Source organism: Enterobacter quasihormaechei, assembly GCF_004331385.1.
Lineage (GTDB): Bacteria > Pseudomonadota > Gammaproteobacteria > Enterobacterales > Enterobacteriaceae > Enterobacter > Enterobacter quasihormaechei.
This window is the reverse complement of the sequence record NZ_SJON01000010.1, coordinates 135,848-150,959: the sequence shown is the minus strand read 5'-3', so window position 1 is coordinate 150,959 and position 15,112 is coordinate 135,848. Positions and strand designations below refer to the sequence as shown.

Annotated in this window: 13 protein-coding genes; 7 read left to right on the top strand and 6 right to left on the bottom strand. The window is 56.6% G+C overall.

The features are described from left to right. Positions 1 to 68: 68 nt before the first annotated feature. Genes ssuB through ssuE form a run of 5 tightly spaced genes read right to left on the bottom strand, consistent with a single transcriptional unit; the run spans position 69 to position 4,309 of the window. Positions 69 to 839: an aliphatic sulfonates ABC transporter ATP-binding protein gene (gene ssuB / locus E0L16_RS14590; protein WP_131637228.1), complete on the bottom strand. Its 771-nt coding sequence runs from the start codon at positions 837 to 839 to the stop codon at positions 69 to 71. Beyond that, complete coding sequence (ssuC, locus tag E0L16_RS14585) at positions 836 to 1,627, bottom strand: aliphatic sulfonate ABC transporter permease SsuC (protein ID WP_107535066.1); 792 nt, start codon at positions 1,625 to 1,627, stop codon at positions 836 to 838. The genes ssuB and ssuC overlap by 4 nt, the downstream gene beginning before the upstream one ends. Before the next feature lie 9 nt (positions 1,628 to 1,636). Continuing rightward, a complete protein-coding gene (gene ssuD, locus E0L16_RS14580) occupies positions 1,637 to 2,782 on the bottom strand; it encodes an FMNH2-dependent alkanesulfonate monooxygenase (RefSeq protein WP_112792835.1) in 1,146 nt (381 codons plus the stop codon). Beyond that, complete coding sequence (locus tag E0L16_RS14575; protein WP_131637227.1) at positions 2,779 to 3,741, bottom strand: sulfonate ABC transporter substrate-binding protein; 963 nt, start codon at positions 3,739 to 3,741, stop codon at positions 2,779 to 2,781. Before E0L16_RS14575 ends, ssuD begins: the two co-directional genes overlap by 4 nt. Continuing rightward, positions 3,734 to 4,309 carry an NADPH-dependent FMN reductase gene (ssuE, locus tag E0L16_RS14570; protein ID WP_063449145.1) on the bottom strand — a complete coding sequence of 192 codons (576 nt, stop codon included), beginning with the start codon at positions 4,307 to 4,309 and terminating at the stop codon, positions 3,734 to 3,736. The genes E0L16_RS14575 and ssuE overlap by 8 nt, the downstream gene beginning before the upstream one ends. A 249-nt stretch (positions 4,310 to 4,558) precedes the next feature. Here ssuE and pyrD point away from each other — a divergent pair, with 249 nt between their 5' ends. Together pyrD and zapC are read left to right on the top strand one after the other, a co-directional pair. After that, on the top strand, positions 4,559 to 5,569 hold the full coding sequence (pyrD, locus tag E0L16_RS14565; protein WP_063866295.1) for a quinone-dependent dihydroorotate dehydrogenase: 1,011 nt from the start codon (positions 4,559 to 4,561) through the stop codon (positions 5,567 to 5,569). A gap of 166 nt (positions 5,570 to 5,735) precedes the next feature. Then, on the top strand, positions 5,736 to 6,278 hold the full coding sequence (zapC, locus tag E0L16_RS14560) for a cell division protein ZapC (RefSeq protein ID WP_063866297.1): 543 nt from the start codon (positions 5,736 to 5,738) through the stop codon (positions 6,276 to 6,278). Here zapC and E0L16_RS14555 read toward each other — a convergent pair. Further along, the gene (locus E0L16_RS14555) at positions 6,275 to 7,384 is read right to left on the bottom strand and encodes a YcbX family protein (RefSeq protein ID WP_112792839.1); all 1,110 of its coding nucleotides are present in this window, start codon (positions 7,382 to 7,384) and stop codon (positions 6,275 to 6,277) included. The two genes, zapC and E0L16_RS14555, sit on opposite strands and share 4 nt — an antisense overlap. A gap of 97 nt (positions 7,385 to 7,481) precedes the next feature. On the opposite strand from E0L16_RS14555, the gene rlmKL reads away from it, so the two are divergent. The 5 genes from rlmKL to pqiC are packed head-to-tail and all read left to right on the top strand — an operon-like array spanning position 7,482 to position 14,984. Beyond that, positions 7,482 to 9,590 carry a bifunctional 23S rRNA (guanine(2069)-N(7))-methyltransferase RlmK/23S rRNA (guanine(2445)-N(2))-methyltransferase RlmL gene (gene rlmKL, locus E0L16_RS14550; RefSeq protein ID WP_131637226.1) on the top strand — a complete coding sequence of 703 codons (2,109 nt, stop codon included), beginning with the start codon at positions 7,482 to 7,484 and terminating at the stop codon, positions 9,588 to 9,590. A 12-nt stretch (positions 9,591 to 9,602) separates the two neighbouring features. Beyond that, positions 9,603 to 11,510 (top strand): ABC transporter ATP-binding protein, encoded by a 1,908-nt coding sequence (locus E0L16_RS14545; RefSeq protein WP_107535070.1) that lies wholly within the window; start codon positions 9,603 to 9,605, stop codon positions 11,508 to 11,510. Between the two features lie 12 nt (positions 11,511 to 11,522). Continuing rightward, complete coding sequence (gene pqiA, locus E0L16_RS14540; RefSeq protein ID WP_131637225.1) at positions 11,523 to 12,776, top strand: membrane integrity-associated transporter subunit PqiA; 1,254 nt, start codon at positions 11,523 to 11,525, stop codon at positions 12,774 to 12,776. 4 nt (positions 12,777 to 12,780) lie between these two features. Continuing rightward, complete coding sequence (pqiB, locus tag E0L16_RS14535) at positions 12,781 to 14,421, top strand: intermembrane transport protein PqiB (RefSeq protein ID WP_063866301.1); 1,641 nt, start codon at positions 12,781 to 12,783, stop codon at positions 14,419 to 14,421. After that, the gene (pqiC, locus tag E0L16_RS14530) at positions 14,418 to 14,984 is read left to right on the top strand and encodes a membrane integrity-associated transporter subunit PqiC (protein WP_112792841.1); all 567 of its coding nucleotides are present in this window, start codon (positions 14,418 to 14,420) and stop codon (positions 14,982 to 14,984) included. The genes pqiB and pqiC overlap by 4 nt, the downstream gene beginning before the upstream one ends. Positions 14,985 to 15,112: the final 128 nt, after the last annotated feature.

Sequence of the window (15,112 nt, the reverse complement as noted above, 5' to 3'; positions counted from 1 at the left end):
CTACGCTTACCGGGCCTACGTGGAGTAGCGGGGCATCGGTTTTCTCCCTCTCCCTGTGGGAGAGGGCATCAGGCATTAGCCTTAATCAATGCCCGTTCACTCACTCCACGTTTCATCACTCTATCCAGCACTTCCGCCTCCAGCTCCGCCAGTCTCGCTGACCCCACCCGGCGAGGGCGTGGAATATCCACCATCAGATCCAGCCCGATTTTTCCCTCTTCTATTAACAGCACCCGATCGGCCATCGCCACGGCTTCGCTGACGTCATGCGTCACCAGCAGCACCGTAAAGCCGTGCGCCTTCCAGAGCGATTCAATCAAATCCTGCATCTCGATCCGCGTCAGGGCGTCGAGGGCGCCGAGCGGTTCATCAAGCAGCAGCAGGCCCGGACGATGAATCAGCGCGCGCGCCAGCGCCACGCGCTGCTTCTGTCCTCCCGACAGTGCGGCGGGCCACTCTCCCGCGCGATTCTCCAGCCCGACCGCGGCGAGTGCCTGCCGGGCTTGCTCCTGCCAGCTGCCCTTCAGGCCCAGCCCGACGTTATCCATCACCGTTTTCCACGGTAGCAGACGCGCGTCCTGAAACATCATGCGCGTATCATCCTGAATAGTGGCCAGCGGCGTGGTGCCCGCCAGAATGTCGCCGCCGTTGGGGGCTTCCAGCCCGGCTAAAAGACGCAGCAGGGTACTTTTACCGCCACCGCTGCGTCCGACAACGGCCACAAACTGTCCGGCAGGGATATGCAGATCCAGTGCATTCAGAATGGTGTTTTCGCCGTAGCGTTTGGTCACGCCGTTCAGCAGTAACGGTGTCCCCTGGTTCAGTCGTGCAGTATTCATGCTTTCGCCTCCTGAGCGGTATACGCCGGGTTCCAGCGCAGCCAGCTACGTTCCAGCCACTGGGCGCTGACGTCCGCCAGTTTGCCGAGCAGGGCATAAAGGATAATGGCAACCACCACCACGTCCGTTTGCAGGAACTCGCGGGCGTTCATCGCCAGATAACCAATGCCGGAGTTTGCCGAAATGGTTTCCGCCACGATCAGGGTGAGCCACATCAGGCCGAGCGCAAAACGTACGCCGACCATAATGGAGGGCAGGGCGCCCGGCAGGATCACGTGGGTAAACAGAGCAAAACCCGACAGGCCATAGCTGCGGGCCATCTCAACCAGCCCGCGATCGATATTGCGGATCCCATGCCAGGTATTGATATAAATCGGGAACAACGTCCCCAGCGCCACGAGGAAGATTTTGGCGCTCTCATCAATGCCAAACCACAGGATAACCAGCGGGATCAGCGCCAGATGCGGCACGTTCCGCAGCATCTGAACGGAGGTATCCAGCAGCCGCTCGCCCCAGCGGGACAGGCCGCTGATGAGCCCCAGGGTCAGGCCGATGCTGCCGCCAATCGAAAAGCCGATGACGGCGCGCCAGGAGCTGATAGCCAGATGCTGCCACAGCTCACCGCTGGCGCTGAGCGACCAGAACGCTTCCACAACGCCTTCCGGCGAGGGCAAAATGCGGCTCGACAGCCAGCCGGTTGACGACGCCAGCTGCCAGACGAGGACAATGCCGACGGGCAGAAACCACGGCGCGGCGCGCAGCAGCCATTTTTGTGCGATTGCAGACATGGCGGCTCCTTAGCTTTGCGCGACTTTTCTCGGGATAAACGCGTTCGCTACGGCTTCACCCTGCAACTGAAGCTGACGCGGCTGCGGAATTTCCGGGATAGCGACATCCAGATGCGGGAACAGCAGTTCACCCACCTTGTACGCCTCTTCCAGATGCGGATAGCCGGAGAGGATAAAGCTGTCGATCCCCAGCTCCGCATATTCATTAATGCGTGCCGCCACGGTTGGACCGTCGCCCACCAGCGCCGTACCGGCGCCGCCGCGCACCAGTCCCACACCGGCCCACAGGTTTGGGCTGATCTCCAGATTCTCGCGCTTGCCGTTGTGCAGGGAGGCCATTCGGTGCTGGCCTACGGAGTCGGTTTTGGCAAAGGCGGCCTGTGCTTTGGCGATGGTATCGTCATCCAGATGAGCGATCAGACGGTCTGCGGCTTGCCAGGCCTCGTCGTTGGTTTCGCGTACAATCACATGCAGGCGAATACCGAAGCGTACCTTACGACCGTGTTCTGCGGCTTTAGCGCGTACCTGGGCAATTTTCTCTTTGACCAGCTCCGGCGGCTCGCCCCAGGTCAGATAGAGATCGACCTGCTCGGCCGCCAGCGCCTGCGCCACGTCAGACGATCCGCCGAAATAGAGGGGAGGGCGCGGCTGCTGTACCGGCGGGAAGTAGAGCTTCGCATCGCGAACGTGGATATGTTTTCCTTCGAAGGTAACGGTTTCCCCTTCCAGCAGACGCCGCCAGACGCGGGTGAACTCTGCGGAAGCTTCATAACGCTCGGTATGATCGAGGAAGACGCCGTCGCCCGCCAGCTCCTGCGGATCGCTGCCCGTCACCAGGTTGAACAGCGCGCGTCCGTTAGATAGCCTGTCCAGCGTTGCCGCCTGGCGCGCCGCGACGGTGGGAGACACTACGCTCGGGCGCAAGGCTACCAGGAACTTCAGGCGCTGGGTGACGGGGATCATGGATGCGGCAACGAGCCACGCATCCTCACATGAGCGGCCCGTCGGGATCAGCACCCCGGTAAAACCGATGCGATCTGCCGCCTGGGCGATCTGCTGTAGATAGCCATGATCGACCGGGCGGGCGCCTTCTTCTGTACCAAGATAGTGTCCATCACCGTGGGTGGGTAAAAACCAGAAAAGATTCAGACTCATGATTTTTTTCCTTCAATGCCAGCGGGTTGCCAGATGCGTTCGCGAATATTCACCTGCTTTGGAACCAGGCGGTTTTGATAAAAGAGATCGGCCGTTTGCTGCTGAAGCGCGGCAACGTGGGCGTTAACCGGCGCAATGGTGGTGGGTGGACGATGGTCAAGATACGTGGCGATCACCGGTTCAGGTAAGCCCATGGTTTTTGCCAGCAACGTGATGCTCTGCTGACGCTGGCTCTGGGTCAGCGCATCGGCCTGGGTAAAGGTATCCAGCACCTGCTGAATAAAGGCGCCATTTTTTTCTGCGTACGGACGTGCCGCCAGGTAGAACGAACCGGTCTGCTTCAGGGTAGTGCCGTCTTTCAGCACCCTTACCCCGCCCTGCAACAGCGCGGCGGAGTAGTAGGGATCCCAGATTGCCCAGGCATCGACGTTCTTTTGCTGAAACGCCGCGCGCGCATCGGCAGGCGTCAGGTATACGGGCTGGATATCGGTGAATTTAAGGCCGGCTTCCTGCAACGCGCGCAGCAGCAGGTTGTGCGAGCTGGAACCTTTTTGGAAAGCAACCTTATGGCCTTTAAGATCGGCGACGCTTTTAATATCGCTGTTTTCCGGTACCAGGATCACCTCTGCCTTCGGCTTGGCGGGCTCAACGCCAACGTAAACCAGATCCGCCCCGGCAGCCTGAGCAAAGATAGGCGGGATATCGCCGGTGCTGCCTAAATCAATACTCCCGACGTTCAGCGCCTCCAGCATCTGTGGTCCGGCGGGAAACTCGACCCAGGAAAATGTGGTCTCCGGAAAGCGCGTCTCCAGCAGCGCATGGCTTTTCGCCAGCACCATGCTGACGCTGCCTTTCTGATAACCGATACGCAGGCTCTCCGGCGCGGTCTCCGCCGCCTGAGCCAGTGACGCCACTACCAGCAGACCTGCCAGCCCGATACGGGTAACGGTTTTAAACATGGGCCACTCCTTGTGATTGATGACTTGCCGCTGCGTGACGATCCCGGCGGTTCAGGGCATGCCAGAAGGTTTCAAGCGCGCCGTCGAGGCGGGTTTGCAGGTTCGGCGTAAAATGCGGTTTATGCTGATAATCAATCACCTGTGAATCATCAGCGAACACGCCATGCAGGATCTCCTGGGCTTTCAGCGCGTTCAGAACCGGCTTGAGGGCATAATCTACCGCCAGCAAATGGGCGACCGTGCCGCCCGTGGCCAGCGGCAGGACGACCTTGCCGTCCAGCGCGCGTTCGGGCAGCAGATCGAGCAGCGTTTTCAGCGCGCCGGAAAAAGAGGCTTTATAAATCGGTGTCGCGACGATCAGCCCGTCAGCACTCTTAAACTGTTCGATCAGGGTTTTCAGCGCCGGGCTGTCGAAACGGGCGTAGAGCAGATCTTCAGGCGCGAAATTGTGTAAATTCCAGTGACACACTTCCACATCCAGAGCATTAAGCTTTTCGCGAGCGTATTCCAGCAGAGCGCTGGAGCGAGAGGGGAAGCGTGGGCTTCCGGCCAGAGTAATGACGCGCATGGTTGCTCCTTATAACTAATTGTTTGCTTTTATCTAACATTCATAACAATTTTCAGGAGTGTGACATTGCGTGGTTATTCCACTAAATGATTTATCCTCAGGATGAATGCTGAAAAATGCATAAGAAGCTTGCCGATAAGTAAACGATTGCGTTTTAAACGGCTTTTTTTGCCACAGGTCAATTCCCTTTCCGGGCGGGATCGCACATAATCCCCTCCCGGTTTGCACACCGGGAATCCAGGAGAGTTCATGTACTACCCCTTCGTTCGTAAAGCCCTTTTCCAGCTCGATCCTGAGCGCGCTCATGAATTTACATTTCAGCAGTTACGCCGTATTACAGGAACGCCTCTGGCCGCGCTGGTGCGTCAAAACGTGCCGGAAAAACCCGTTCAGTGCATGGGTCTGACGTTCAAAAATCCACTGGGCCTGGCGGCCGGTCTGGATAAAAATGGCGAATGCATTGATGCACTCGGTGCGATGGGCTTTGGCTCGATCGAAATCGGGACGGTGACGCCGCGCCCGCAGCCGGGAAATGACAAGCCGCGTCTGTTCCGCCTGGTTGAAGCCGAGGGGCTGATCAACCGCATGGGCTTTAATAACCTTGGCGTCGATCGTCTGGTTGAGAACGTAAAAAAAGCTCATTTTGATGGCGTGCTGGGTATTAATATCGGCAAAAATAAAGACACCCCAGTCGAGCAGGGTAAAGATGACTATCTGATTTGTATGGAAAAAGTCTATGCCTATGCGGGTTATATCGCGGTGAATATATCATCGCCTAACACCCCAGGGCTGCGTTCATTACAATATGGCGAAGCGCTCGACGATCTTCTTAGCGCCATTAAAAATAAACAAACGGCGCTACAGGCGATCCACCATAAATATGTCCCGGTCGCGGTTAAGATCGCCCCGGATCTTTCGGTTGAAGAATTGATCCAGGTTGCCGACAGTTTAGTTCGCCATAATATTGACGGTGTGATTGCGACCAATACAACCCTCGACCGTTCCCTCGTTCAGGGAATGAAAAACTGTGACGAAGCGGGTGGATTAAGCGGACGTCCGGTTCAATTAAAGAGCACTGAAATTATTCGCGCACTGTCTGCGGAATTAAAAGGCCAGCTGCCGATTATTGGCGTGGGCGGCATTGATTCCGTCATTGCTGCACGTGAGAAGATGGCGGCTGGTGCATCACTGGTGCAAATTTATTCCGGCTTTATTTTCAAAGGGCCGCCGTTGATTAAAGAAATCGTCACGCATATCTAATCTTTTCTCTTAATCAGACAACCAGGGCTTTATTTCCAGCCCTGGTTGTTTTATATTCCGTCATTGTTGCTTATTTAGACATTATAGTCTTTTATTACTAGTGTTATAAGCGAAGCGGCAAACAGGACATTTTTAGTACAGGACGTTTTGGGGACGGGAGAGAAACATGCGAATTAAACCTGACGATAACTGGCGCTGGTATTTTTGTGAAGAGCATGACCGCATGATGCTCGACTTAGCCAATGGCATGTTGTTTCGTTCTCGTTTTGCGCGCCGAATGTTAACCCCTGACGCGTTTGCTCCTTCAGGCTTTTGCGTTGACGACGCTGCACTCTATTTCTCTTTCGAAGAAAAATGCCGCGACTTCGATCTCTCCAAAGAACAGCGCGCTGAACTGGTTTTAAATGCGCTGGTGGCGATCCGTTTCCTGAAACCACAAATGCCGAAAAGCTGGCATTTCCTCGCGCACGGCATGAGCTGGACCCCGGCTACCGGCGATGCGGCAAGCGTCAATCTGAGCGATACCGAAGAAGAGGTGAATTTGCTGGTGGTTGAACCCGGTGAAAACGCCGCGCTCTGTCTGCTGGCCCAACCCGGCGTGACCATTGCCGGGCGAGTGATGCAGTTAGGCGACGCCATCAAAGTGATGAATGACAGGCTGAAGCCACAGCTGCGCGTGGATGCCTTCAGCCTCGAACAGGCGGTTTAAGCTTCGAGCTGTACGCTCGTTTTTGGCACACAGCTACAGCACAGGATCGTGCCGTCATTGCCAATCGCAGATTTCTTCAGGGCACTCACTTCCCCATCGACCAGTTTAATGCGACAGCATCCGCAGATCCCCGCGCGACAGGAATACGGTACGCGGATCCCTGCCTGCTCCAGCTGCTCCAGTAGCACCTGCTGATTATTGCCACGAATGACCTTGCCTTCCCAGTGAATATCCACCGCAGCGGCGACGTTTGTCTCAGGGGCGGCCATTTCATCTTGCTGGCCTGCGCCGTACACTCGTGCAGGCCCGCGAGTCAGAATTTCGACCTCGTCGCCCACGCGGATCACGCCGCTGGAGCGGGGGATCAGGTTCTGGCCGAAGTCGACATCACCGTTATCCTGCGCGGTACGAAATGACTGCAACGTTTTCAGCGGTTCGCCGGAAGGGTGTTTTTGGCCTTTCTCCGGGCTGACGGTGGTGAAAATACAGCGGCTGCACGGCTTCACGACATCAAAAATAACGCTGCCGATGCGGATGACTTTCCAGGTATCTTCATCCCAGGCGTCCGCGCCGGTCACCACCAGATTTGGGCGGAACTGCTCCATCTGCACGCTGGCTTTGCAGCGGCGCTGTAGATCACGCAGCGAGGCCTCGCTGGTCAGCAGGAAGGGAAATCCATCCGCGAAGGAGAGGGGAACCGCGTCGTGGCGTTTTACGCGACGGGTCAGCGCGGGTCCAACCCAGCGCAGCTGAACGTCGCGGGAGAAAAAGCCGCTCAGCCACTGGTTTATAGCGTCCGGCGCGATGCGCGCGGTAAAATGATTCCCCCACACTTCCGTTGGCGCATCGACGGGCGCAAAATCAGCAAAGCGGACAACCACGCTTGAGCCGTCCGGCGCGGTCAAATGCAAACCGTCATGAAGCGGGGAAGGGGTAAAGCGGACCATCTGCGGGAACTGGCGCGCGGTGATGAACGTACCGTCAGGCTCGGTGACCATAAAAATGCGATCGAAGGCGAAGCCGCTCATATCGGCCAGCGCGTGGGTCACGCCGATGCCGCGCATGGATTTCACCGGATGAATAAAAAGCCTGGATAACGTCGCCACTGCACACTCCCGCTAAAGAAATAAGCCTTCAACTTTATGACATACACGCCATATTAGCTATAATGCGCGACAATTTTCTATGAGTAAAAGTGACGATATGAATTCTCTGTTTGCCAGTACGGCCCGTGGGCTGGAAGAGCTGTTAAAAACTGAACTGGAAGGCCTGGGCGCGAAAGAGTGCCAGGTGGTTCAGGGTGGTGTCCATTTTGAGGGCGACACGCGGCTTATTTACCAGAGCCTGATGTGGAGCCGTCTGGCGTCGCGCATCATGCTGCCGATGAAAGAGTGCAAGGTCTACAGCGATCTTGATCTCTACACCGGCGTACAGATGATCGACTGGACAGAGATCTTCACGCCGGATGCCACCTTTGCGGTGCATTTCAACGGTGTCAACGACGAGATCCGCAACAGCCAGTACGGTGCCCTGCGCGTCAAAGACGCCATTGTGGACTGCTTCACGCGTCGTAATAAAGAACGTCCGAACGTTGACCGTGAAAACCCGGATCTGCGCATCAACGTCTGGCTTAACGGCGACACGGCGAGCATCTCCCTGGATCTGAGCGGGGCGGGCCTGCATCTGCGAGGCTACCGCGATCGCACCGGCATGGCGCCAATCAAAGAGACCCTGGCCGCCGCGATCGTGATGCGCTCCGGCTGGCAGCCAGGTACGCCGCTGCTCGATCCGATGTGCGGTTCCGGTACGCTGCTGATTGAGGCCGCGATGCTGGCCACCGACCGTGCGCCAGGGCTGCATCGTGGACAGTGGGGCTTTAAAGGCTGGGCGCAGCACGATGAAGCCATCTGGAAAGAGGTTAAAGACGACGCGCAGACCCGCGCGCGTAAGGGGCTGGCGGAGTACACGTCTCACTTTTACGGTTCGGACAGCGACGCGCGGGTAATTGAGCGCGCGCGCAGCAACGCCCGTCGTGCCGGGATCGGTGAGCTGGTGACCTTTGATGTTAAGGATGTGGCGAACCTGACCAATCCGCTGCCAAAAGGCCCGTATGGTACCGTTATCAGCAACCCGCCGTACGGTGAGCGTCTGGGCAGCGAGCCGGCGCTGATTGCCCTGCACAGCCTGCTGGGCCGCAACATGAAGGCGCATTTCGGCGGCTGGAATCTTTCTCTGTTTAGCGCCTCGCCGGAACTGCTGAGCTGCCTGCAACTGCGTGCAGATCGCCAGTTCAAGGCGAAAAACGGCCCGCTGGACTGCGTACAGAAAAACTACCATCTGGCAGAGATTGCGGCGGACAGCAAACCGTCCGGCGTGGCGGAAGACTACGCCAACCGCCTGCGCAAGAATCTGAAGAAATTTGAGAAGTGGGCGAAGCAGGAAGGCATTGAATGTTATCGCCTGTACGACGCTGATCTGCCGGAATACAACGTGGCGGTTGACCGCTATGCGGACTGGGTGGTGGTTCAGGAATACGCTCCGCCGAAAACCATCGATGCGCAAAAAGCGCGTCAGCGTATGCTGGACGTGATTGCGGCCACCATCGCCGTGCTCGGCATTTCGCCAAACAAGCTGGTGCTGAAAACCCGCGAGCGTCAGAAAGGCAAAAACCAGTATCAAAAGATGGGCGAGAAGGGCGACTTCATCGAAGTGGGCGAATATAACGCTCGCCTGTGGGTAAACCTGACCGACTACCTCGATACCGGCCTGTTCCTCGACCACCGTATCGCCCGCCGTATGCTGGGCCAGATGAGCAAGGGCAAAGACTTCCTGAACCTGTTCTCCTACACCGGCAGCGCCAGCGTTCATGCGGGGCTTGGCGGGGCGCGTAGCACCACCACGGTAGATATGTCCCGTACCTATCTGGAGTGGGCTGAGCGCAACCTGCGTCTCAACGGCTTAACCGGTCGGCAGCATCGTCTGCTACAGGCCGACGTGCTGGGCTGGCTGCGTGACACCGACGAGCAGTTCGATCTGATCTTCATCGATCCGCCGACCTTCTCTAACTCCAAGCGTATGGAGGATAGCTTTGATGTTCAACGCGATCACCTGCGCCTGATGACCGACCTGAAGCGTCTGCTGCGTAAAGGCGGCACCATTATGTTCTCGAACAACAAGCGCGGATTCCGAATGGATCACGACGGCCTGGCCGAACTGGGACTGAAAGCACAAGAAATCAGCCAAAAAACGCTGTCTCAGGACTTTGCCCGTAACCGTCAAATTCATAACTGCTGGCTGATCTCCGCGGTCTGAAAGGAAAAATAAATGTCTTTAATTAGTATGCATGGCGCGTGGCTCTCGTTCAGCGACGCACCGCTTCTCGATAATGCAGAGCTGCATATCGAAGATAACGAGCGCGTCTGTCTGGTGGGCCGTAACGGCGCGGGTAAATCGACGCTGATGAAAATCCTCAACCGTGAGCAGGGGCTGGATGATGGCCGTATTGTTTACGAGCAGGATCTGATCGTCTCTCGCCTGCAACAGGATCCGCCGCGTAACGTTACCGGCAGCGTGTACGATTTCGTGGCCGAAGGGATTTCAGAGCAGGCGGAATACCTCAAGCGCTACCACGAGATTTCGCATCTGGTGATGACCGATCCAAGCGACAAGAATCTCAACGAGCTGGCAAAAGTGCAGGAGATGCTCGATCACCACGGCCTGTGGCAGCTGGAAAACCGCATTAACGAAGTGCTGGCTCAGCTTGGCCTGGAAGCGGATATGGAGCTGTCGGCGCTCTCCGGCGGCTGGCTGCGTAAAGCCGCGCTGGGACGTGCCCTGGTGAGCGGGCCTAAGGTGCTGCTGCTGGACGAACCGACGAACCACCTGGATATCGAAGCGATTGACTGGCTGGAAGGGTTCCTGAAAACCTTTAACGGCACCATTATCTTCATCTCCCACGACCGTTCGTTCATCCGTAATATGGCCACGCGCATTGTCGACCTCGACCGCGGCAAGCTGGTGACCTATCCTGGCGATTACGATACCTATCTGCTGGAAAAAGAAGAGAACCTGCGCGTCGAAGAGCTGCAAAACGCCGAATTCGACCGCAAGCTGGCGCAGGAAGAGGTCTGGATCCGTCAGGGCATCAAGGCGCGTCGTACGCGTAATGAAGGCCGCGTTCGTGCCCTGAAGGCGATGCGTCGCGAACGTAGCGAACGCCGCGAAGTCATGGGCAGCGCCAAAATGCAGGTGGAAGAGGCGTCCCGCTCGGGCAAAATTGTCTTCGAAATGGAGAACGTCAACTATTCGGTTGACGGCAAAGTGCTGGTGAATGATTTCTCCGCTCAGGTTCAGCGCGGCGACAAAATTGCGCTTATCGGTCCAAACGGCTGCGGCAAAACCACGCTGTTGAAGCTGATGCTGGGCCAGTTGCAGGCCGACAGCGGTCGCATTCACTGCGGTACCAAACTGGAAGTGGCGTACTTCGACCAGCACCGCGCAGAGCTGGATCCGGATCGTACGGTGATGGATAACCTCGCAGAAGGGAAACAGGAGGTGATGGTTAACGGCAAGCCGCGTCACGTGCTGGGCTACCTTCAGGACTTCCTGTTCCATCCGAAACGCGCCCTGACGCCTGTGCGCGCGCTGTCCGGCGGTGAGCGTAACCGTCTTTTGCTGGCGCGCCTGTTCCTGAAACCCAGCAACTTACTGATTCTCGATGAACCGACGAACGATCTGGATGTCGAAACGCTGGAACTGCTGGAAGAGTTGATTGATGGTTATCAGGGAACCGTGATGCTGGTCAGCCACGATCGTCAGTTTGTCGATAACACCGTCACCGAGTGCTGGATCTTCGAAGGTGAAGGACGCATCGGACAATATGTGGGCGGCTATCATGACGCGCGTGGTCAGCAAGCGCAGTCGCTGGTGCAAAAACAGGCGAAGACTAAAAATGTCGCTGAACCTGCTGTTGCAAAAGCAGAAACCGCCAAAAAATCTCCAGCTAAAATGAGCTATAACTTGCAGCGCGAGCTGGAAGGGCTGCCGCAGCGTCTGGAAGAACTGGAAGCGGCGCTGGAAGCACTGCAAATTCAGGTCGCGGATGCGTCATTCTTTACGCAGCCTCACGACTATACTCAGAAAGTATTGGCTGAACTCTCCCAGGCCGAGCAGGCGCTGGAAGAAGCTTTTGAGCGCTGGGAGTACCTTGAGTCTCTGAAAAACGGCGCATAACAGGGATAATCTATGTGTGACCAGCACCGTGCCGATCGGCATATATTATGCTCGCAATGCGATATGCTCGTGGCGTTGCCAGAGCTTGGTCACGGACATAAGGCTGCCTGCCCGCGCTGCGGAGCTACGCTGACGACCGAGTGGGACGCGCCAAGGCAGCGTCCTACGGCTTACGCGCTGGCAGCCCTGTTCATGTTACTGCTCTCCAATCTCTTCCCTTTCATCTCTATGAAAGTGGGCGGGATGACAAGCCAGGTGGATTTACTGGAAATTCCTGGCGTGATGTTCTCGGAAGATTACGCCAGCCTCGGCACCTTCTTTCTTCTGTTCGTTCAGATAGTCCCGGCTTTTTGCCTGGTGGTTATTCTTTTGCTGGTCAACCGCGTCAGGATGCCTACCGCCCTTAAAATCAAACTCGCGCGCATCCTGTTCCAGCTGAAAAGCTGGGGGATGGCAGAAATTTTTCTGGCAGGTATCCTCGTCAGCTTCGTGAAGCTGATGGCCTACGGTGACGTGGGGATTGGCAGCAGCTTTATTCCGTGGTGTCTGTATTGCGTGCTGCAACTGCGCGCGTTCCAGTGCGTGGACCGACGCTGGGCCTGGGACGATATCGCCCCGGCCCCGACGCTCTCGCGGACGGTAAGGGTGGGCGTACCGGGTATTCGTCAGGGGCTTCGCTCCTGCTCCTGCTGCACCGCCGTGCTGCCAGCGGAGGTCGAGGTGTGCCCGCGCTGTGAAACAAAAGGTCACGTGCGGCGCAAAAATAGCCTGCAATGGACCATGGCGCTGCTGGTGACCTCCATCATGCTCTATCTGCCCGCCAATATATTGCCAATCATGATCACCGATCTGCTTGGCGACAGAATGCCCTCGACCATCCTTGCCGGGGTCATTTTGCTGTGGAGCGAGGGATCATACCCTGTTGCAGGGGTCATATTTCTCGCCAGTATTATGGTCCCGACCTTGAAGATGATTGCTATTGCCTGGCTTTGCTGGGATGCGAAAGGGCACGGTAAGCGTGACAGTGAGCGTATGCATCTGATTTATGAGGTCGTGGAATTTGTTGGCCGCTGGTCGATGATTGACGTGTTCGTGATTGCGGTTCTCTCTGCGCTGGTGCGTATGGGAGGGCTGATGAGTATTTATCCCGCTATGGGAGCGCTGATGTTTGCGTTGGTCGTCATTATGACCATGTTTGCGGCCATGACCTTCGACCCTCGTTTATCGTGGGATCGTGAGCCCGATTCAAGCCATGAGGAAGAGTAAGAGCATGGAAAATAAGAGTGGAGAGGCTAAAGTGCAGAAGGTCAGAAACTGGTCGCCGGTGTGGATTTTCCCCATCGTGACCGCGCTGATTGGTGCATGGATCCTGTTTTATCATTACAGCCATCAGGGACCGGAAGTGACGCTCATCACCACCAATGCAGAGGGGATTGAGGGCGGGAAAACCACCATCAAGAGCCGCAGCGTGGATGTGGGCGTCGTCGAAAGCGCGACCCTGACGGATGATTTAACCCATGTTGAAATCAAAGCCCGCCTGAATGCCGGCATGGAAAAACTGCTTCATGAAGATTCCGTTTTTTGGGTGGTGAAACCTCAGGTCGGAAGAGAAGGCATCAGCGGTTTAGGGACGCTGCTTTCAGGGGCTTACATTGAACTCCAGCCCGGCAGCAAAGGTACCCAGCCAGCAGACTATCAGCTGCTGGATTCACCGCCGCTTGCGCCGCCGGATGCAAAAGGGATCCGCGTTATTCTGGACAGCAAAAAAGCGGGCCAGCTCTCGCCGGGCGATCCGGTGCTGTTCCGTGGGTATCGCGTCGGTTCGGTTGAAACAAGCACCTTCGATCCGCAAAAACGGACCATCAGCTATCAGCTTTTTATCAATGCGCCTAATGACCGCCTGGTGACCAGCAACGTTCGCTTCTGGAAAGACAGCGGGATCGCGGTGGATCTGACCTCTGCGGGTATGCGCGTTGAAATGGGCTCGCTCACCACGCTGTTTGGCGGGGGCGTCAGTTTCGACGTGCCGGAAGGCATGGATCTCGGACAACCGGTGGCGGAGAAAACCGCCTTCAGGCTGTTTGACGATCAAAAAAGTATTCAGGATGCGCTCTATACCGATCACATTGACTACCTGATGTTCTTTAAGGACTCCGTACGCGGCTTGCAGCCAGGGGCGCCAGTCGAGTTCCGCGGTATCCGTCTGGGGACTGTGGGACAAGTGCCTTACTTTGTTCCGGGTCTTAAGCAGATGCTTGATGATGATTATCGTATTCCGGTGCTGATCCGCATCGAACCTGAGCGTTTGATTAACCAGATAGGTGAGGATCAGGATATCGGGGAGCATATCAGCGACCTGCTGAACCGCGGCCTGCGCGGCTCGCTGAAAACCGGCAACCTGGTGACAGGGGCGCTGTATGTCGATATGGACTTCTATCCTAAAGCGCCTGCCATGACGGGTATCCGCGAATTTGGCGGCTACAAAATCATTCCTACGGTCAGCAGTGGTCTGGCGCAGATCCAACAGCGTCTGATGGAAACGCTGGATAAGATTAATAATCTGCCGTTGAATCCAATGCTTGAAGCCGCGACGGGTTCACTGCATCAGAGCCAGGCGACGATGCAACGTCTGCAAACCACGCTGGATAATATCAACAAGATCACTGCTAACCAGTCCATGCAGCAGCTGCCGCAGGATATGCAGAAAACCTTGCGCGAGCTGAACCGCAGCATGCAGGGCTTCCAGCCGGGCTCGGCGGCCTACAACAAGATGGTGGCGGATATGCAACGTCTTGATCAGGTTTTACGCGAGCTACAGCCCGTTCTGAAAACGCTCAATGAAAAGAGCAACGCGCTGGTGTTTGAAGCGAAAGATAAAAAGGATCCTGAGCCTAAGAGGGCGAAACAATGAAAAAATGGCTAATCATCGTGGGCGCACTGGTATTAACGGCCTGTAGCTCCGGAAGCGACAACAAAAGCTACTACCAGCTGCCGCTAAGCGCGCAGCCGGGTGCGCAGAGCAGCACCTCGCAGGGCAGTCGTCTGCTGTGGGTTGAACAGGTTGCCGTGCCGGATTATCTGGCGGGCAACGGGGTGGTCTACCAGACCAGCGATGTGCAGTACGTTATCGCCAACAATAACCTGTGGGCCAGCCCGCTGGATCAGCAGCTTCGCAATACGCTGGTGGCGAACCTGAGCAGCCAGCTTCCTGGTTGGGTAGTCGCCTCACAGCCTCTGGGAAGCGATCAGGACACGCTGAATGTTAACGTGACGGGGTTCCACGGCCGCTATGACGGCGCCGTGGTTATCAGCGGAGAGTGGCTGCTGAATCACCAGGGCCAGCTGATGAAGCGTCCTTTCCATCTGGAGCTTAAGCAGCAGAAAGATGGCTATGACGAAATGGTGAAAGTGCTGGCACAGGGATGGGCACAGGAGTCGGCGGCCATTGCCAGAGAGATTTCCCGTCTGCCATAAGTAAAATTCATCGACAAAAGCCGCACTCAGCGACGCGCTGATGGCGGCTTTTTTTTCGTTTTGCGTTCAGGCTGTTACTTGTGCCGCATCACATTTTTTGTACAAACGATCTTCCATGTAGCTCACAA